Consider the following 18,816-nt stretch of genomic DNA (forward strand, 5'->3'; position numbering starts at 1 on the left):
AACCTACCCCCGCAGCCCGATGAAAAGGTCCAACTCAGTCGGTAGCTGCTCATTGAGCGCTATGGCGATTTGTTGGACCTGCCCGGCGTCTAGTAAACAGTCCCCGTCCTCACTTTGATCAAGGTTCTTCCAGCCCAGTACGCCGAGTATCACGGCTTCCGACTCGGGCGGAACGGTGAGTTCGTATATTAGAAAGTCACCCTCCTGATCACCTTTTAAAAATCCGCTGATCCAGAAAAAATGGGCAGCGTGCCCGTCGACCAACGTCAGGTTTTGAACCAAAGGTGTCTCTGTCATACGAGCCATTAGCGTTCTTCTCTCATCTGTAAAAACGATGCGAACGCTATATCAATGGGCTTCTGATAGATGTAGGAGAGTTCTGAAATTGCGGCCGTTCTTCTCGATGGCTTAGCCCTGAAACGCCTCCCGATACGCATACAACCCCGGTGTACCGCCAGTCATCACAAACAGCACATTGTCCCCCCGCTGAAAGCGCCCCTCCCGAAGATCGGCCACCAACCCGGCAAACGCCTTGCCGGAATACACCGGATCGATCAGCAACCCTTCAGCCCGAGCCATCAAGCGCACCGCCTCCTGCATGGCCGGTGTCGGCAGACCGTAACCGTCGCCCAACTGACTGCCGTCGATGACAATCTCTGACGCCTGAACAACCGCACTGCTACCCATCAACCCCAGAACCTCCTGGGTCAATTGCCGGGTTCGGACCGCTGACGACGCTTTATCGGACAACACCGAGTACGACTTCACCAGCGAAGTCCCTCGACCCAGCAACTCAAACCCCGCCGCAAGCCCGGCGTGGGTGCCGGCACTGCCGTTGGGCACCACGACCTGGTGGAAGGTGAGGCCGAGTTCGCTCTCCTGTTGCGCGATCTCCGCCGCGCAGCGCGCATAGCCAAGACTGCCCAGTGGTGTCGAGCCTCCCGTGGGAATCACCAGCACCTTGTGCCCTTCAAGCCGAAGTTGTCCGGCACGCTGCTCGGCTTCGGCCAGCGAATCGCTGCCGCCGGCCAGCACGCGGAGGGTAGCGCCAAACAGCTGGTCGAGCAGGACGTTGCCGTTGAGTTCGTAGTCCACTTCAGTTTTGGGCACTGAACGGGTCAGGATCAGTTCGCAGGCAATCCCGAGGCGAGCGCACACGGCAGCGGTCAGGCGCGCATGGTTGGATTGGAGGCCGCCGATGGTGATGATCGTGTCGACCCCGGCTGCGAGGGCCGCGCCGAAGTGGAATTCGAGTTTGCGCAGTTTGTTGCCACCACCGCCGATCAGCATGTGATCATCGCGCTTGAGGAACAGGCCGATGCCTTGCGCTTTCAAACCCAGTCGCTGTTCGAGGCGTTCGGCGCGCTGGATCGGTGTCGGGCCTTGCAGAAGGTCGGCGCGGGCAAAGGAACTCAGTGACGTATCCAGTAGGGTTTGCATCGATGACGCCTCGTTGTTCAGTGTTATTACCCTGACTCTAGGGAGAAACTCCCGGCGGATAAACGCATCGCCGGTTATTACTCCTTTAACCTGATGTATTTAATGCAAGGCATGTTCATGAGCAAACTCAGGCAAATGGAAGTCTTCGTCGCGGTGGTCGAGGCGGGCAGCTTCGCCGATGCGGCCCATGCAGTCGGCATGTCGGCGGTGATGATCGGGCGGCATATCCAGGGCCTGGAAAAAACCCTTAACACCCAGCTGATTCAGCGCACCACGCGACGGCAATCGATCACGGCTGAGGGGCGGTTGTTTTATGAAGAGGCCAAGCTGGCGCTGGAACAGGTGAAGTACGCGTTCAGTCGGGTCGAAGCGTCGAACCCTGAGCCCAGTGGCCTGTTGCGAATCACCGCGCCGATGAGCCTGGGTGTGTCGTTGGTCGGCCCGTTGGTGGCGGCGTTCATGCAGCTTTATCCGCAGATTCAGGTTGAACTCATCTTGAGCAATGAAGTGGTGGATCTGTACGAAACGTCGTTCGACCTGGCCTTCAGGATTTCCGAGCTGATTGGGGTCAATCTGCTGGCCAAGCCATTGCCGCCGTATCGCATGGTGATCTGTGCATCGCCCGGCTACCTGCAAAAATGGCAGGCGCCCAAATCCCCGGAAGACCTGCATCGGCATCGGATTCTCACGCACACTTCGTGGAATAACCGGTTTGCCTGGCCACTGCGCAACGGCGCCAGTTTGGTGCCCTGGCCGGAAGGTGCGGTGTTGAAGAGCAATGACGGGCAGGTGTTGTTGCAAGCGGCGGTGGCTGGGGAGGGGATCTTGATGCAGCCGGACTTTCTGGTGGCGACGGCGTTGGCCAAGGGTGAACTGGTGCGGATCATGGAGGACTATGGTCCGCCGCCCAAGCCGGTGCAGATGGTGTATCCGCGGTCGAGAAAGTCATTGCCCAAGTTGAAGGCGTTTGTGGAGTTTGTGGTGGGGCGGTTGGTGATGTAGTGGTTCTCAGGACGCCATCGCGAGCAGGCTCACTCCTGCAGGGGATCTCCATTGTTCACAAATTCCTTGTGGGAGTGAGCCTGCTCGCGATGAACGATAACGCGGTCTCAAGCCAGGTCACGAAACACTGGAATCCGCCCATTCAGCGAAGACCGATACGCCCAGGCCAACCGCCCCAGCGCAGACCGGTGCACCAGAATTTCCCGCAACGTTGCACTGGCAATCCCCACCGCCAACACTTGCCCCGGGCACTGATGCCGACCCGCGCCAAAGGTAAAACTGCGGCGCTGCGGGCGATCCAGTAGAAAATCGTCAGGGCGGTCATTCAACTGCGGATCGCGATTAGCCGACGCCAGCAGCAGCAAAATTACATCGCCCAACTGGAGGCTCATCCCTTCGATTTCGCACGGTGCGGCCACAAACCGCCGAGTGTTCTGTACCGATGGGTCAAAACGCTGGGTTTCGGCAATCAGATCCTCCCCTCGCGCCTCGTGTAGCAATGGATTTCGCATCACCGCCAACAGCGCATTCCCGATTAGGCCCGCAGTGGCCTCAAAAGTCTGGGAAAACAAGCCGATCAGATTGGCAATCAGGGTTTCTTGGTGACCGTTGAAGCGTCCGCGAATCCCGGCCAGTAGCGCGCTTTTGTTGTCCGGGTCATCCAGCAACTCAACGAAGTACCCCTGTAAATGTTCAGCCGCCGCCTGTGCAGCGTCCAGTTGCGCCTGGTTGCTCAGCGGCGACAGGCAAGGCACGAACTGCGCCGTCAGCGCACTGAGCATTCGCCCCTGAGCCGGCGTGAACCCCAACAACGCAGCCATCACGCACACTGGCCCGCGAAACATGGCGTTGTACAACCCGTCGGCGTCCGGCGTGATCAGCCGCGCGGCCACCAGCGCGTTGACTTCATCCCTGTCAATCAATCCCAGCCCCGGCTCAATCGCCGACCTCGGACAGCGTTGCCGTTCGCCTTCATTCATCCGCATCAACTGCCCGAACACCTTGCCCGCCATGCCACCGGCAATTGCCCTGGGCACCGGTTCAGCGGTCGAGCGGACATGGCAATCAGGATGGGCCAGCACGGCAGCGACCGCTCGGGCGCTGCTGGCTACCCACATGTTCAGTGCTTCGTGATAAATCAGCCCTCCTTGGGTGCGCAGTTGCGCGTAATAGGGATAAGGGTTGGCATGGGTCGCAGCGATGATCGGGTCCATGGGTCGCAGCCTTGTTCGTTGGAGGAGAAGTGTTGCTACTATCTCCAGTCCCAAAGGCCCTTGATTCGTCCGGGAGCGAAATATGAACGCAGAACAACACGACATCGGCGTCTCTCAGGTCGCGGCCGCCATCGCGGAGCCGGCCCGGACGAAAATCCTCTGTTCGCTGATGGACGGCCACGCCCGCACCAGCACTGAGCTCGCGGCGATTGCCGAAGTCAGCGCTTCAACCGCCAGCGCACACCTGGCCAAGCTCAAGGAACAGGCGCTGGTGCGGCTGCACGTGCAGGGTCGCCATCGCTATTACAGCCTGGCGGACAAGCGCGTGGCCCAGGCGCTGGAAGCGCTGATGGTGATTGGCCAGAACAGCGCGCCGGCTTACAGCTCGCGCACGCCGGATCGGCTGCAATTCGCCCGGACCTGCTACGACCACATGGCCGGCACGCTGGCGGTGTTGTTGCATGACCGGATGTTGGAAAAAGGCTGGTTGCTGGAAACCGATGAGCAGGCGTATCGGCTGAGTGACAGCGGCGAGGCGTTGTTTGAAGGATTGGGTATCGAGGTCAAGGACCTGAGCACGCTGCGTCGACGTTTCGCCTGCCCGTGCCTGGACTGGAGCATGCGTCGGCCGCATCTTGGCGGTTCGCTGGGGGCGGCGTTGCTGCATTCGGCGATCAAGCGCAAATGGGTGACGCAGGATCTGGACAGTCGGGCGTTGACGTTGACGACTGTGGGGCGCAAGGCGCTTGGCAGTCAGTTTGATTTGGCGCTGCCGACTTCAGGTGGCATCACGCCGCCTATGGATAAAAAGCATCAGGGTATTGCTGTTACTCATTGAAATAAAAGGCTGACTGTTAAATATCGATGGCGAAAAAAAGCCCGGCTATCCAATCGATAGCCGGGCTTTTTTGCTCAGGCAGCAGCGTCAGATCAAACCTTGACGATCCAGCCCGCTGGCGCTTCGATGTCACCCGTCTGTACACCGGTCAGCTCTTTGTAGAGCTTCTGGGTGACCGGGCCGACTTCGGTTTCGCTGTGGAACACATGCAGGTGGTCGTTGTAGCTGATGCCACCGATCGGGGTGATCACGGCCGCGGTACCGCAAGCGCCGGCTTCCTTGAAGTCGGAGAGCTTGTCGATGAACACGTCACCTTCGATCACTTCCATGCCCAGACGCGATTTGGCCAGTTCGATCAACGACAGGCGGGTGATGCCTGGCAGGACCGACGGCGAGTTCGGGGTGACGAACTTGTTGTCGTGGGTGATCCCGAAGAAGTTGGCCGAGCCGACTTCTTCGATCTTGGTGTGGGTCATCGGGTCCAGGTAGATGCAGTCGGCGTAGTGCGCCTTCTTGGCCTGGGAACCTGGCATCAGGCTGGCGGCGTAGTTGCCACCGACCTTGGCTGCGCCGGTGCCTTGTGGGGCCGCACGGTCGAAGCTGGAGATCAGGAAGTTGTGCGGGGTCAGGCCGCCCTTGAAGTAGGCACCTACCGGAATGGCGAAGATCGAGAAGATGAACTCGGGGGCGGTACGCACGCCGATGTTGTCACCCACGCCGATCACGAACGGACGCAGGTACAGCGCGCCGCCGGTGCCGTAAGGCGGGATGAAACGCTCGTTGGCGCGGACCACTGCTTTACAGGCTTCGATGAACTGCTCGGTTTCCACGAACGGCATCAGCAGGCGTGCACAGCTGCGCTGCATGCGCAGGGCGTTCTGGTCCGGGCGGAACAAATTGATCGAGCCGTCCTTGCAACGATAGGCCTTCATGCCTTCGAAGCATTGCTGGCCATAGTGAAGGGCGGTGGAACCTTCGCTGATGTGCAGCACGTTGTCTTCGGTCAGGGTGCCTTTGTCCCACTCGCCATTGCGCCAGTACGACAAGAAACGCTTGTCTGTCTTGATGTAGTCAAAACCCAGCTTGTCCCAATTGATGCTTTCGTTACCCATGACACCCTCTATCACTGAACAACCGCCGAAACGGTTCAAGGCTTCTGACGTTTTTTGGATGGGGACAACAATACTTCATTCCGGAGCGAAATCGCAGCCCGGACTATCGGCTGATTGGCAGATAAATCGTGTTGCCTGTGAAAATCGCGAGCAAGCTCGCTCCCACAGGGTTTTGTGAACGCCACAAATCCAATGTGGGAGTGAGCTTGCTCGCGATGAGGCCATCATTGACCCCACCAATCGCCCTGAATCACATATGCAGCGCATGGCCGAGGGCACGCAACGCCGCTTCCTGCACCGCCTCGCCCAGCGTCGGATGCGCGTGAATGGTGCCGCCGATGTCTTCCAGCCGCGCGCCCATTTCCAGGCTTTGCGCGAACGCGGCAGACAGTTCGGACACGCCGACACCCACCGCTTGCCAGCCCACAATCACATGATTGTCCCGACGAGCGACCACCCGCACGAAGCCGCTTTTCGATTCCAGCGTCATTGCCCGGCCATTGGCCGCGAACGGGAAACTTGAAACGATGCAGTCCAGACCGGCGGCCTTGGCCTCGTCCGGGGTCTGGCCGACCACCACCAGCTCCGGGTCGGTAAAGCACACGGCAGCAATGGCGGTAGGGTTGAACTCGCGGGTTTTACCGCTGATCAGTTCGGCCACCATCTCGCCCTGAGCCATGGCCCGGTGCGCGAGCATCGGTTCGCCGCTCAGGTCGCCGATGGCGTACACGTTGCGCATGCTGGTCTGGCAGCGGTTGTCGATTTTGATCGCCGAGCCGTTCATGTCCAGGTTCAGCGCTTCGAGGTTCCAGCCCTGAGTGTTAGGCTTGCGGCCCACGGCCACCAATACCTGATCGGTTTCCAGGTTCAGGGTGTCGCCATCCGGCCCCAATACTTGCAGGCAAGTATTCGAAGAATCAAAGCCTTGCACGCTATGTTTCAAGTAAAGCTTCACGCCGAGTTTTTTCAGTTCGTCGTGGACCGGCTGGGTCAGTTCGGCGTCGTAGGCCGGCAGGATACGCTCCTGTGCCTCGACTACGCTGACGTCGGCGCCGAGCTTGCGGTATGCAATCCCCAGCTCCAGACCGATGTAACCGCCACCGACCACCGTCAGCCGCTTCGGCACGGACGTCGGCGCCAGGGCTTCAGTGGAGGAGATGATCGGGCCGCCAATCGGCAACATCGGCAGGTTCACACTTTTCGAGCCGGTGGCCAGCACGAGGTGCTCGCACTGAATGCGCGTGTCGCCGACGTCGACGGTTTTGCCGTCGACGACCTTGGCCCAGCCTTGAATGACCTGGACCTTGTTCTTCTTCAGCAATGCCGCGACGCCAGTGGTCAGGCGATCAACAATGCCGTCCTTCCACTCGACGCTCTTGCTGATGTCGAGGGTTGGCGCGGAAACGCTGATGCCCAAGGCCGAGTGCTGGCTGTGGTGTTGAGTCTGGTGAAACTGCTCAGCCACGTGAATCAGCGCTTTTGACGGAATGCAGCCGATGTTCAGGCAGGTACCGCCCAGCGATTCGCCTTCCACCAGAATGGTGGAAATGCCCAACTGACCGGCACGAATTGCCGTGACATAACCGCCAGGCCCGCCGCCGATGATCAATAGTGTGGTGTTCAGAGACTGCATGACTTACTCCACAAACAGGGTGGCGGGTTGTTCGAGCAGGCCACGAACGGCCTGGATGAATTGCGCCGCGTCCATGCCATCGACCACACGGTGATCGAAGGAGCTGGAGAGGTTCATCATCTTGCGAATCACGATCTGGCCTTTGACCACCATCGGGCGTTCGACAATTTTATTGACGCCGACAATCGCCACTTCCGGCAGGTTCAGCACCGGCGTGCTGACAATGCCGCCCAACGCGCCGAGGCTGGTCAGGGTAATGCTCGAGCCGGACAACTCATCGCGGCTGGCCTTGCCGTTGCGTGCCGCGGTGGCCAAACGCGAGATTTCGCTGGCGTTGTCCCACAGGCTGCGGGCTTCGGCGTGACGCACCACCGGCACCATCAAACCGATGTCAGCCTGGGTGGCGATGCCCACATGCACCGCGCCGAGGCGGGTGATGACCTGGGCTTCGTCGTCGTAGCGGGCGTTGATCTGCGGGAAATCGCGCAGGGCGACGACCAGGGCACGGACCAGGAACGGCAGCAAGGTCAGCTTGCCACGGGTGGCGCCATGTTTTTCGTTCAGGTGCGCACGCAGTTCTTCGACGGCGGTGACGTCGATTTCTTCGACGTAACTGAAGTGGGCGGCACGCTGGGTGGCGTCCTGCATGCGCTGGGCGATCTTGCGGCGCATGCCGATAACCGGGATTGTCTCTTCGTCGTTACGCTGGGCATAAGCGGTGGGCACGGTCGAAGCGTTCGACTGGCCTTGCGCCAGATAGGCGTCCAGGTCTTCGTGCAGCACGCGACCGGCAGGGCCGCTGCCACGCACCAGACGCAATTGAATGCCGAGGTCCAGCGCGTGTTTGCGCACGGCCGGGGAGGCCAGCGGACGTTCGTCTGCCTCGCGAGCGACCATCGGGCCTTGGCAAACGGCCGCTCGCGGCGCAGCGGCAGCAGCGACCGGTTTGCTTTCAACCACGGCTGCAATTTCAGGGGCTGCAACTGGCGCTTCTTTTACTGGGGCAGGCTGCGCGGACTCTTTAACGTTGCCCGCGCCTTCCACTTCAATACTGATCAGGATGCTGCCCACCGCCATGACTTCGCCCGGCACACCGCCCAGCGCAATCACTTTGCCGTGGACCGGCGAAGGGATGTCGACCATCGCCTTGTCGGTCATCACATCGGCCAGCACCTGATCTTCGACGACCATGTCACCGACCTTGACGTGCCATACCGACAATTCAACTTCTGCAATGCCTTCACCAATGTCCGGCATTTTAATAACGTGCGTGCCCATTCAGACCTCCATAACCCGATGCAAAGCCGCGCCCACTCGGGACGGGCCAGGGAAATACGCCCACTCTTGTGCGTGCGGGTAGGGGGTGTCCCAACCGGTGACGCGTTCGATAGGCGCTTCCAGGTAGTGGAAGCAATGCTCTTGCACCAGGGCGACCAGTTCGGCGCCGAAGCCGCACGTGCGGGTCGCTTCGTGAACGATCACGCAACGGCCGGTTTTCTTCACCGACTTGACGATGGTCTCCAGGTCCAGCGGCCACAGGCTGCGCAGGTCGATGACTTCAGCATCAATACCGGTTTCTTCAGCCGCAACTTGCGACACGTAAACCGTGGTGCCGTAAGTCAGGATGGTCACGTCCTTGCCCGGACGGGCGACGGCGGCAACGTCCAGCGGCACGGTGTAGTAACCGTCCGGCACCTGGGCGGCCGGGTGTTTCGACCACGGGGTTACCGGGCGGTCGTGATGGCCGTCGAACGGGCCGTTGTACAGGCGTTTGGGCTCAAGGAAGATCACTGGGTCATCGTTTTCGATGGAGGCAATCAGCAGGCCTTTGGCGTCGTAAGGGTTGGACGGCATGACCGTGCGCAGACCGCAGACCTGGGTGAACATCGCCTCGATGCTCTGGCTGTGGGTCTGGCCGCCGTAGATGCCGCCGCCGCACGGCATGCGCAAGGTCATCGGCGCGGTGAATTCGCCGGCCGAGCGATAACGCAGGCGGGCGGCTTCGGAAATGATCTGGTCCGACGCCGGGTACACGTAGTCGGCGAACTGGATTTCGGCCACCGGGCGCAGACCGTAGGCGCCCATGCCCACGGCGGCACCGACGATACCGCTTTCGGAGATCGGTGCGTCGAACACGCGGGAGGTGCCGTATTTGGCTTGCAGGCCTTCGGTGCAACGGAACACGCCACCGAAGTAGCCCACGTCCTGCCCGAACACCACGACGTTGTCGTCACGCTCAAGCATCACATCCATGGCCGAGCGCAGGGCCTGGATCATGGTCATGGTGGTCGTGGTCATGGCGGTTTCCAGCTCGATGTTATTGTTGTGGTCGTTCATGTCAGATCCCCAACTCTTGACGCTGGCGCTTCAAGTGCTCCGGCATCTCTTTGTAGACGTCTTCGAACATGGTCGCGGCGCTTGGAATCTGGCCGCCGGCGAGGGTGCCGTACTGTTCGGCTTCTTTCTGCGCGGCGATGACTTCGGCCTCCAGTTCAGCGCTGACAGCGGTGTGTTCCTCTTCGGACCAGTGACCGATCTTGATCAGGTGCTGCTTGAGGCGCGCAATCGGGTCGCCCAACGGGAAGTAGCTCCAGTCGTCGGCAGGACGGTACTTGGACGGATCATCGGAGGTGGAGTGTGGGCCGGCTCGGTAGGTGACCCATTCGATCATGGTCGGGCCGAGGTTGCGGCGCGCACGTTCGGCGGCCCAGGCAGAGGCGGCGTAGACCGCGACAAAATCGTTGCCATCAACCCGCAGGGAGGCAATGCCGCAGCCGACGCCACGACCGGCAAACGTGGTGGCTTCACCACCAGCGATGGCCTGGAAGGTGGAGATCGCCCACTGGTTGTTCACCACGTTGAGGATCACCGGCGCACGGTACACGTGAGCGAAGGTGAGGGCGGTGTGGAAGTCCGCTTCAGCGGTGGCGCCGTCGCCGATCCAGGCCGAGGCGATTTTGGTGTCGCCCTTGATTGCCGAGGCCATGCCCCAGCCCACTGCCTGGATGAACTGCGTCGCAAGGTTGCCGGAAATGGTGAAGAAGCCGGCGTCTTTCACCGAGTACATGATTGGCAACTGACGACCCTTGAGCGGATCGCGCTCGTTGGACAACAGTTGGCAGATCAGGCCCACCAGCGGAACGTCGCGCGCCATCAGGATGCTTTGCTGGCGGTAGGTCGGGAAGCACATGTCGTCAATGTTCAAGGCCAGGGCCTGACCCGTGCCGATGGCCTCTTCGCCAAGACTTTGCATGTAGAACGACATTTTTTTCTGGCGCTGGGCGACCACCATGCGGTTGTCGTAGATCCGCGTCTTGAGCATGGCGCGCATGCCCTTACGCAGGATCTCGACCGGTACGCCTTCCGCCCACGGACCGAGGGCATTGCCTTGGTCATCGAGCACGCGAATCAGGCCTTTGGCCAGATCAGCCGTGTCGGCCGGTTCAACGTCGATGGAAGGTTTGCGCACCGTACCGGCGTCGGTCAGACGCAGGTAGGAGAAGTCGGTTTTGCAGCCAGGACGGCCCGAAGGTTCGGGAACGTGCAGGTGCAGCGGTTCGTACGCTTGGTTCATGGCTTCTACGCTCGATCTTGTGAATTTCTTGTAGTGAGCTGACCGTCATTCTTCGATGGAAGAAATCTTGTCCTACAACAATCATAGGCCCGGCGAAGAAGAATATTTATCTCTGTTTCGTTGCGCTGGTGATCATTTGAGGATAAATAATCTGCATAAACACAAAAAACAGGTGGTTTTGTCTCATGCGCAAACTGGACCGTACCGATATCGGCATTTTGAACAGCCTTCAGGAGAACGCGCGCATCACCAATGCCGACCTCGCACGCTCGGTCAACCTGTCGCCGACGCCGTGCTTCAACCGGGTCAAGGCGATGGAAGAATTGGGCCTGATTCGTGAGCAAGTGACGCTGCTGGACGCTGATCTGCTGGGGTTGCACGTGAATGTGTTCATTCATGTCAGCCTGGAAAAGCAGGTGGAGGAGGCGTTGGCGCATTTCGAGGAAGCGATCTCGGATCGCCCGGAAGTGATGGAGTGCTATTTGATGGCCGGCGACCCGGATTATTTGATTCGGGTATTGGTCCCGACCATTCAGTCGCTGGAGCGCTTCATGATGGACTTCCTCACCAAAGTCCCCGGCGTGGCGAACATCCGCTCAAGTTTCGCCCTCAAGCAAGTGCGCTACAAAACAGCACTGCCGTTGCCGGCCAATGGCTTGACCCTCGGCAGCTAAGCGAACCCCTGTGGGAGCGAGCTTGCTCGCGATGGGGTCGTGCCAGTCGACATATATGTTGCCTGACACACCGTCATCGCGAGCAAGCTCGCTCCCACAGGTTTTGCGTTTACAGCTTGTTTATGGGGATTTTCAGGTAGGTCACGCCGTTACTCTCGGCGGGTGGCAAGTTCCCGGCCCGCACGTTCACCTGAATCGCTGGCAGCAACAGGTTTGGCATGCCCAACCCTGCATCGCGTCGGGTGCGCATGTCGACAAACGCAGCCTCATCAATGCCGTCATGCACGTGAACGTTGCTTTTGCGCTGCTCGCCAACCGTGGTCTGGCATTGCGCCTGGCGGCCTTCGGGCGGGTAATCGTGGCAGACGTACAAATTCACACTGGCCGGGAACGCCAGCAGTTTGCGTATCGAGGCAAACAACTGATTGGCGTTGCCGCCCGGAAAGTCGCAACGCGCGGTGCCCACATCGGGCATGAATAGCGTGTCGCCCACCAGAATCTGCTCACCGTCAATCAGGTAGGCCATGTCCGCCGGCGTGTGGCCGGGCACGTGCAAGGCGGTGGCCTTGAGATTGCCGATCATGAACGACTCGTCCGGCGCGAACAGATGATCGAACTGCGAACCGTCAACGCGAAATTCCGGCTCAAGGTTGAACAGGCCTTTGAACACCCCCTGAACTTTGCTGATTGACTGCCCGATCGCGATCTTGCCCCCCAGTTCGCGGCGCAGATAAGGCGCGGCAGACAAGTGATCGGCATGGGCGTGGGTTTCCAGCAGCCATTGCACCTGCAGCTGATGTTGACGAACAAAAGCGATGATTTTGTCGGGCTGAACAGTGCACGTCCTGCCGGCTGCCGGATCGTAGTCGAGCACCGGGTCGACGATGGCGCACTGCCCGCCATCGGCTTCGTAGATCACGTAGCTGTAGGTCGACGAGGCGGGGTCAAGGAAAGCTTCAATCAAGGCAGGCATGGCGAATATTTCTATCTGAACAAGCACTGAGGGTAGATTCATTCTCCCTGCATTGGCCAGCACCGCAATTAATTCATTTGATGAAAAAATCTGCGCGGGCTCTATCCTGTCACTCATCGATACCGGGCGTTCCCGGCCTTTTTGTGCAGATCACGAGTGCTTTATGTTGCTGGCGAGTTTTTTTGGGGTGGTCATGGGCCTGGTCCTCGGGTTGACCGGGGCCGGTGGTGGAATTCTTGCGGTGCCGGCCCTGGTGTTGGGGCTGGGTTTGACCATGACTCAGGCGGCGCCCGTCGCTTTGTTTGCGGTCGGGAGTGCGGCGGCGGTGGGGGCGATTGACGGCTTGCGGCATGGCTTGGTGCGGTATCGCGCGGCGATATTGATCGCGCTGCTGGGCGCGGTGTTTTCGCCGGTGGGCATTTACTTTGCCCATCAGTTGCCGGAAAAAATCCTGATGATTCTGTTCAGCCTGCTGATGGTCATGGTCGCCTGGCGGATGCTGCGCCGAGAGCGTCCGGACGAGGGGCCGAGCGATCACGGACACGCCAACTGGGGGCAGAAGAACTGCATGCTCGATCAGCAGACCGGGCGCTTTTCCTGGACCGCCAAATGCACCGCGACGCTGGCAGCACTCGGCGCGGTGACGGGGGTGGTGTCCGGGTTGCTGGGCGTGGGCGGCGGTTTTCTGATCGTCCCGGCGTTCAAGCAACTGACGGACGTGCAGATGCGCGGGATCATCGCCACGTCCTTGATGGTGATCAGCCTGATTTCCGCCATCGGCGTGGTCGGCGCGTTTCACGCGGGCGTGCGCATCGATAGCCTCGGCGCCAGTTTCATCGTTGCCAGCATTGTCGGCATGATCATTGGCCGCCAACTGTGCGCACAGGTGCCCGCGCGAGCGTTGCAAATCGGCTTTGCCAGCGTCTGCATTGTGATAGCCGCTTGCATGCTGCTCAGGGCGGGTGTCTAACCGCTCTCATCCCATCGAAGCGCCTGACTGCTACCCAAGTAGCATTCGTTGCACGCCACGGGTTTCGTAAACTCCCTGCTCAACCATACGCACCTGCGGGAGGCGACGATGCAGCAGGTCCAGGGTGAAGGTGTGGTCAGCGCAATGTCCCAGGCCACCGATGCCCGGCTAGTGGCGCAGGAACTGGCGCGTCAATTGCTGCATCCGCATCTGGGCTTCGTGCTCTTTTTCTGTTCCGCCGAGTATGACTTGCAGGCACTGGGGCAGGCTTTGCAGGACAGTTTCGGGGGGATTCGCCTGGTGGGTTGCACCAGCGCCGGGGAAATCACCCCGTTGGGCTATGGACGCAATTGCGTCACGGCGGTGGGCTTCGATCACCGGCACTTTTCCATTGCGCTCGAGTTGATCGACGAAATGGAGCGCTTCAGCCTGATCGATGCGCAGCAGATGGTCGAGCGCCTGGTCAGCGGCTGTCGCAGTAACACCCTGGCACCGATCAAGGGCAACAGCTTTGCCCTGACCCTGCTCGATGGGTTGTCCAGCCGTGAAGAAATGGTCCTCGCGGCCTTGAGTGCGGCATTGGGCGATATTCCGCATTTCGGCGGTTCCGCCGGCGACGACAATTACCTGACCCATACCCACGTCTACTTCGACGGCGAATTCCACAGTGGCGCGGCGGTCGTCGTGCTGGTCAACACTTGGCTGGATTTCGAAGTGTTCACCACCCACCACATGCTGCCCAGGGCCGAAAAACTGGTGGTCACCGGGGCCGACAGCGCCTCGCGCCGTGTCTATGAACTCAATGCGGAACCCGCCGCCGCCGAGTACGCGCGGCTCATCGGCGTGCCCGTAAACGAGCTGGATCACCGGATTTTCGCCGCGCACCCGTTGGCCGTGAGGATCAACGAACAGTATTACGTGCGGGCCATCCAGCAGGTGCACGCGGACTTGAGCCTGAGTTTTTACTGCGCCGTGGAGAATGGCATCGTGCTGACCGCCATGACCCCCGGGCCGATGCTGCCGAACCTGAAAAACCTGTTCGAAGGATTGCAGGAGCGCTTGGGTGAGCTGTTGCTGACCATCGGTTGCGACTGTTTTCTCAGGCGTCTGGAGCTGGAAGACGACGGCCGCCTCGATGAGATCGGGACGTTTTTGCGCGAGCAACGGGTGATGGGTTTTAACACCTACGGAGAACAGTTCAATGGCATGCACATCAACCAGACCTTCACCGGCGTTGCCATTGCCCGCGGCCGTGCCCCAGGACATCGCTGAGCTGCAGGCCGAATTGGCCAGCCTGCGTCACGACAACCATAAACTGCAGCGCATCAACGCAGCGTTGATCGAGCGTATCGAGTCGGGCATCACCCGGGGCAATGACCCGTACGCGGCGTTCCAGCACTCGGTGGTGCTGGCCGAGCAGGTCCGTGAGCGCACCGATGCCTTGAACCAGGCCATGGCCGAACTCAAGGCCGGCAACCATTTGCTCAGTGAGGCCCGTCTGCGCGCCGAGACCGCGCATCGACACCTGATCGATGCCATCGAGAGCATTTCCGATGCCTTCGTATTGTTCGACGCCGAGCAGCGCATCGTGTTGTTCAACAGTCGCTTCAAGGCGTTCTGGCGCAATGGCCGGGTGCGGATCAGCGCGGGCATGCGTCTGACCGAGGTCAAGCGCCTGATGATGAGCAATGGGTTGTTCACCGAAGAGCCACGCGGGCATGCCGACGAGAGTCTGCTGTATCGCTTGCAGAACGGGCGTTGGCTGCAAGTCAGTGAGCGTCCGACCCAGGAAGGTGGGCGCGTGATGTTGTTCACCGATATTACCGAGGTCAAACTCAGTGAAACCGTACGCCGCGAACAGGCCGTGGCGCAGAAGTCGCATTTGTTACAGCGGGCGGTCGATAACCTGTCTCAGGGTGTGGCCATGGTCAATGCCGAGGGCATTCTGGAATTGTGGAACCGGCGTTTCCTCGAATTGAGCGGTCTGGCGCCAGTCGCGGCCCATCGACCGTTTGCTGAAGTGATGGTAGACAGCGAATTGAAGCTGCTGACCCCGGCCAGTCACGATGGCAATGGCCGGCCAGTGCAGGAATGCGAGCAACGCCTGTATGACGGACGCGTCCTGGAAATCCGCACGCACCCGTTGCCGACCGGCGGTTTCGTCAACACCTTCACCGACATCACCGAACGTTACCAGCACGCCCAGACGCTGAGTGAAAGCGAGCGCTGGATTCGCCTGATCACCGACCATGTACCGGCGTTGATTGCCTATCTCAATGCCGATCTGGTGTACGAGTTCACTAACAAGGTCTATGAGGAATGGTATTGCTGGCCCCGAGGCGTGATGCTCGGCCAAAGCCTGCGCGAAGTGCACAGTGAACAGCATTACCAGCGTCTGGAGTCTTATGTGGCGAGAGCGCTGGCTGGCGAGAGCGTCACCTTCGAGTTCGCCGAAACCAATGTTAATAATCAGGAGCGCTACATGCTGCGCTCCTACGTGCCCAATCGCCTGGCCACCGGGGAAGTGGTGGGGATTTTCGTGTTGATCCGCGACATCACCGAACGTCGCCGCACTGCCGAGGCGCTGCATCAGGCCTATCAGAATCTTGAGCTGCGGGTGCGTGAACGCACGGCGGAGTTGACCACCCTCAATGATCAGTTGTTGCGTGAAATCGAAGAGCGCCGCCAGGTGGAATCCCGTTTGCGCGAGGCCAAGCTCGAAGCCGAGCACGCCAATCTGTCAAAGACCAAATTTCTGGCGGCCGTCAGCCACGATTTGCTGCAACCGCTGAACGCTGCCCGTTTGTTTACCAGTGCGTTGATGGAACGACGTGAACGGGTCTGTAACGAGATTCTGGTGCGTAATGTCAGTAATTCCCTGGAAGATGTAGAGAACCTGCTGGGCACGCTGGTGGACATTTCCAAGCTCGATGCCGGGGTCATCAAAGCCGATGTGGCGCCGTTCGCCCTGAGCGAACTGCTGGAAAACCTCGCGGCTGAATACACTCAGGTGGCACGCAGTGAAGGGCTTGAGCTGCATTTCATTGCCTGTTCGGCGCTGGTGCGCAGTGACATCCAGTTGCTGGCGCGCATTCTGCGCAACCTGCTGAGCAATGCGATTCGCTACACCTACAGTGGCCGGGTGGTACTCGGGTGTCGGCGCCGGCACCAGCGGCTGTTGATCCAGGTCTGGGACACCGGCATGGGCATCGCTGACAATCGCCTGGAAGAGATTTTCCAGGAGTTCAAACGCGGGGACGTACAGCGTCCGGACCAGGATCGCGGTCTGGGCTTGGGCCTGGCCATTGTCGAGAAAATTGCAGGCATCCTCGGGCATCGGATTCATGTGCGCTCATGGCCGGGAAAGGGCTCGATGTTCTCGGTCGAAGTGCCGTTGAGCGCCACGGCTCCCAAGCCGTTGCCGGCCTTGCAGATGAGTGAACCGATGCTTGAACGCCTGCGCGGGGCAAGGGTGTGGGTGCTGGACAATGACGCGACCATTTGTGCCGGCATGCGCACCTTGCTTGAAGGCTGGGGCTGTCGGGTAGTGACGGCGCTGTCGGAAGAGGACCTGGCGCGAAAAGTGGACAACTTCAACGCCGAGGTCGACCTGTTGATCGCCGATTACCATCTGGACAACGATCAGAATGGCGTGGACGCCGTGGCCAGGATCAATGCCTGCCGCACATCACCCATCCCGGCCATGATGATCACCGCCAACTACAGCAACGAACTCAAACAGCAGATCCGCGAACTGGGCCACACCCTGATGCATAAACCGGTGCGGCCGATGAAACTCAAGACGGCGATGAGTCATTTGCTCGGCAGGCCTTGAGCGCTTCTGCGTCAGTACCACCGTCATCGCGGGCAAGCCCGCTCCCACAAGGACAGCGCCCTACCTTCGGGAGCGGGCTTGCCCGCGAATGAGGCCCCACAGTTTCCCTGACTCAACGCCGCATATAAGACCCGAAATCAATATCCCCGGCACTCAAGATCGCCTGCACCCGGTTGTGCACGTTGAGTTTGCGCAGGATCGCCGAAACGTGAGCCTTGACGGTGGTCTCGGCGATTTCCAGTGTGTAGGCGATCTGTTTGTTCGATTCGCCTTTGGTCATGCGTTCAAGCACCTGCAATTGCTTGCGGGTCAGGGCCTGGAGCAATTCAGGGGGGAAGCTCGGCGTGTCGTTCATCCGGCGGGGGGTGTTGGTTCGGGTCGTGCGGATGATGTCCGGCGGCAAGTACACGTTGCCGTTGAGAATTTGCTGGATGGCTTCGGTCATTTGCGTGCGCGGTGACGACTTGGTGATGAAACCCACCGCTCCGTAGGTAATGGCTTGCAGGACGATTTGTTTGTCCTGCTCGGCAGAGACAATCACCACTGGAATGGTCGGAGCCTCGTTGCGCAGATTAATCAGGCCATTGAGGCCGTGCATGCCCGGCATATTCAGGTCCAGCAGAATCAGGTCCAGGTCGTCGTGTTCCTGGGTCAGGGCCAGGGCACTGTCGAGGTCGGCGGTTTCCATGACTTCGGAATCCGGGAAACCGTCGCTGATGACGTTATGAATCGCTTCGCGAAACAGCGGGTGATCGTCGGCAATCAGAATTTTGTACATAGCCTTTCACCTCATTATTTTTTATCAGGGTGTAGCAACAACATGCCCGCGTAAAGATCAGGGGAAAGGTTCAGGCCGGGCGGGCGTCACGGGCAGGTTGGCGGCTTGCCAGGCGTCCAGGCCGTCGCGATACCAATACAGTGTCTTATAGCCCATGGCGGACGCTCGTTTCACGGCGTTCCAGCTCAGCCAGCAGTCGGCGCGGCAATAGAAGACCAGCGGTCGTGACGGGTCCTCGGCGGTTAATGCCTTCAGGTTACGCGCAAAATAGGCTTGCCAGTCGGGCGTCAGGTCACCGTCACCGGTATTGGCCAGCCAGTGGCTGCCGGGCAGGTTTTCATGCGGCTGGTCTTCGATGAACTGGCCTTGCAGCCATTGACGGCGGTAGACATCGATCAGCACCGGTGGCGGCGTTTGACTGAGCAGTGTTTGCAGGGCCGGGGTGTCAACGATGGTCGCGCCTTGCAGGCTGTCCGGCGTCGGGCTGCGGTACAGGTTGATGCGAAAGCCGTCAGCGGAAAACAGCGATTCGGCGTGCGCAGCACTCAGAAAAAGGCAGAGCGGCAGCGCAGCGAAAGCAGGGCGCAACAGACAACGTCGGGCACGCGGCATGGGGGCGATCCTTATCGTTATGGACCTATTACAGGCCAGACGGGGCGCTTTGTGAATGCGACGATAGACAGGGAAACCAGTACTAAAGTAGTAATTCCTCCCCGCTGATGGAGATCAAATGTAGGAGCGGGCTTGCTCGCGAAAGCGGTGTATCAGGCGAC

At 60.0% G+C, this 18,816-nt stretch carries 17 protein-coding genes; 6 read left to right on the plus strand and 11 right to left on the minus strand.

The genetic code is table 11. From position 1 onward, the window contains the following. Positions 1–3 precede the first annotated feature (3 nt). Together NL116_RS13270 and NL116_RS13275 are read right to left on the minus strand one after the other, a co-directional pair. Entirely contained in the window at positions 4–306 is a 303-nt protein-coding gene (locus NL116_RS13270; RefSeq protein WP_494377557.1) for a pyocin S6 family toxin immunity protein, read from the minus strand. Between the two features lie 102 nt (positions 307–408). Then, positions 409–1,440 carry a D-cysteine desulfhydrase family protein gene (locus NL116_RS13275; RefSeq protein WP_494377558.1) on the minus strand — a complete coding sequence of 344 codons (1,032 nt, stop codon included), beginning with the start codon at positions 1,438–1,440 and terminating at the stop codon, positions 409–411. A 117-nt stretch (positions 1,441–1,557) separates the two neighbouring features. Between NL116_RS13275 and NL116_RS13280 the strand changes: the two genes are divergently transcribed. Beyond that, the gene (locus NL116_RS13280) at positions 1,558–2,442 is read left to right on the plus strand and encodes a LysR substrate-binding domain-containing protein (RefSeq protein ID WP_494377559.1); all 885 of its coding nucleotides are present in this window, start codon (positions 1,558–1,560) and stop codon (positions 2,440–2,442) included. Between the two features lie 107 nt (positions 2,443–2,549). On the opposite strand, the gene NL116_RS13285 is transcribed toward NL116_RS13280, so the two are convergent. Then, complete coding sequence (locus NL116_RS13285; RefSeq protein WP_494377560.1) at positions 2,550–3,656, minus strand: cytochrome P450; 1,107 nt, start codon at positions 3,654–3,656, stop codon at positions 2,550–2,552. 82 nt (positions 3,657–3,738) lie between these two features. On the opposite strand from NL116_RS13285, the gene NL116_RS13290 reads away from it, so the two are divergent. Then, positions 3,739–4,494 (plus strand): ArsR/SmtB family transcription factor, encoded by a 756-nt coding sequence (locus NL116_RS13290; protein ID WP_494377561.1) that lies wholly within the window; start codon positions 3,739–3,741, stop codon positions 4,492–4,494. A gap of 92 nt (positions 4,495–4,586) precedes the next feature. On the opposite strand, the gene NL116_RS13295 is transcribed toward NL116_RS13290, so the two are convergent. The 5 genes from NL116_RS13295 to NL116_RS13315 form a co-directional block, all read right to left on the minus strand. Beyond that, positions 4,587–5,606 carry a branched-chain amino acid aminotransferase gene (locus NL116_RS13295; RefSeq protein ID WP_223516966.1) on the minus strand — a complete coding sequence of 340 codons (1,020 nt, stop codon included), beginning with the start codon at positions 5,604–5,606 and terminating at the stop codon, positions 4,587–4,589. Between the two features lie 250 nt (positions 5,607–5,856). Then, positions 5,857–7,239: a dihydrolipoyl dehydrogenase gene (gene lpdA, locus NL116_RS13300; RefSeq protein ID WP_494377562.1), complete on the minus strand. Its 1,383-nt coding sequence runs from the start codon at positions 7,237–7,239 to the stop codon at positions 5,857–5,859. 3 nt (positions 7,240–7,242) lie between these two features. Further along, complete coding sequence (locus NL116_RS13305) at positions 7,243–8,517, minus strand: dihydrolipoamide acetyltransferase family protein (RefSeq protein ID WP_494377563.1); 1,275 nt, start codon at positions 8,515–8,517, stop codon at positions 7,243–7,245. After that, complete coding sequence (locus tag NL116_RS13310; RefSeq protein ID WP_494377564.1) at positions 8,518–9,576, minus strand: alpha-ketoacid dehydrogenase subunit beta; 1,059 nt, start codon at positions 9,574–9,576, stop codon at positions 8,518–8,520. Position 9,577: 1 nt separating this feature from the next. After that, positions 9,578–10,813, minus strand: coding sequence for a 3-methyl-2-oxobutanoate dehydrogenase (2-methylpropanoyl-transferring) subunit alpha (locus NL116_RS13315; protein WP_494377565.1), 1,236 nt, complete (start codon positions 10,811–10,813; stop codon positions 9,578–9,580). A gap of 185 nt (positions 10,814–10,998) precedes the next feature. On the opposite strand from NL116_RS13315, the gene bkdR reads away from it, so the two are divergent. Beyond that, complete coding sequence (bkdR, locus tag NL116_RS13320) at positions 10,999–11,487, plus strand: Bkd operon transcriptional regulator BkdR (protein WP_092269679.1); 489 nt, start codon at positions 10,999–11,001, stop codon at positions 11,485–11,487. A 109-nt stretch (positions 11,488–11,596) separates the two neighbouring features. On the opposite strand, the gene NL116_RS13325 is transcribed toward bkdR, so the two are convergent. Then, positions 11,597–12,460: an MBL fold metallo-hydrolase gene (locus NL116_RS13325; protein ID WP_494377566.1), complete on the minus strand. Its 864-nt coding sequence runs from the start codon at positions 12,458–12,460 to the stop codon at positions 11,597–11,599. A gap of 163 nt (positions 12,461–12,623) precedes the next feature. Between NL116_RS13325 and NL116_RS13330 the strand changes: the two genes are divergently transcribed. From NL116_RS13330 to nahK, 3 genes are all read left to right on the plus strand, one after another. Beyond that, positions 12,624–13,430, plus strand: a complete 807-nt coding sequence (locus NL116_RS13330) for a sulfite exporter TauE/SafE family protein (RefSeq protein WP_494377567.1) — start codon at positions 12,624–12,626, stop codon at positions 13,428–13,430. Between the two features lie 108 nt (positions 13,431–13,538). After that, the gene (nosP, locus tag NL116_RS13335) at positions 13,539–14,702 is read left to right on the plus strand and encodes a nitric oxide-sensing protein NosP (RefSeq protein ID WP_494377568.1); all 1,164 of its coding nucleotides are present in this window, start codon (positions 13,539–13,541) and stop codon (positions 14,700–14,702) included. Continuing rightward, the gene (gene nahK, locus NL116_RS13340) at positions 14,632–17,265 is read left to right on the plus strand and encodes a hybrid sensor histidine kinase/response regulator NahK/ErcS' (RefSeq protein ID WP_494377569.1); all 2,634 of its coding nucleotides are present in this window, start codon (positions 14,632–14,634) and stop codon (positions 17,263–17,265) included. The genes nosP and nahK overlap by 71 nt, the downstream gene beginning before the upstream one ends. A gap of 112 nt (positions 17,266–17,377) precedes the next feature. Here the strand turns inward: nahK and NL116_RS13345 are convergent, their stop codons facing one another. Both NL116_RS13345 and NL116_RS13350 read right to left on the minus strand, forming a co-directional pair. Next, on the minus strand, positions 17,378–18,043 hold the full coding sequence (locus tag NL116_RS13345) for a response regulator (protein WP_483839628.1): 666 nt from the start codon (positions 18,041–18,043) through the stop codon (positions 17,378–17,380). 57 nt (positions 18,044–18,100) lie between these two features. Beyond that, complete coding sequence (locus NL116_RS13350) at positions 18,101–18,655, minus strand: PQQ-dependent catabolism-associated CXXCW motif protein (RefSeq protein ID WP_494377570.1); 555 nt, start codon at positions 18,653–18,655, stop codon at positions 18,101–18,103. Between the last annotated feature and the right edge of the window lie 161 nt (positions 18,656–18,816).

This window comes from Pseudomonas sp. FBCC-B1667, assembly GCF_059133255.1.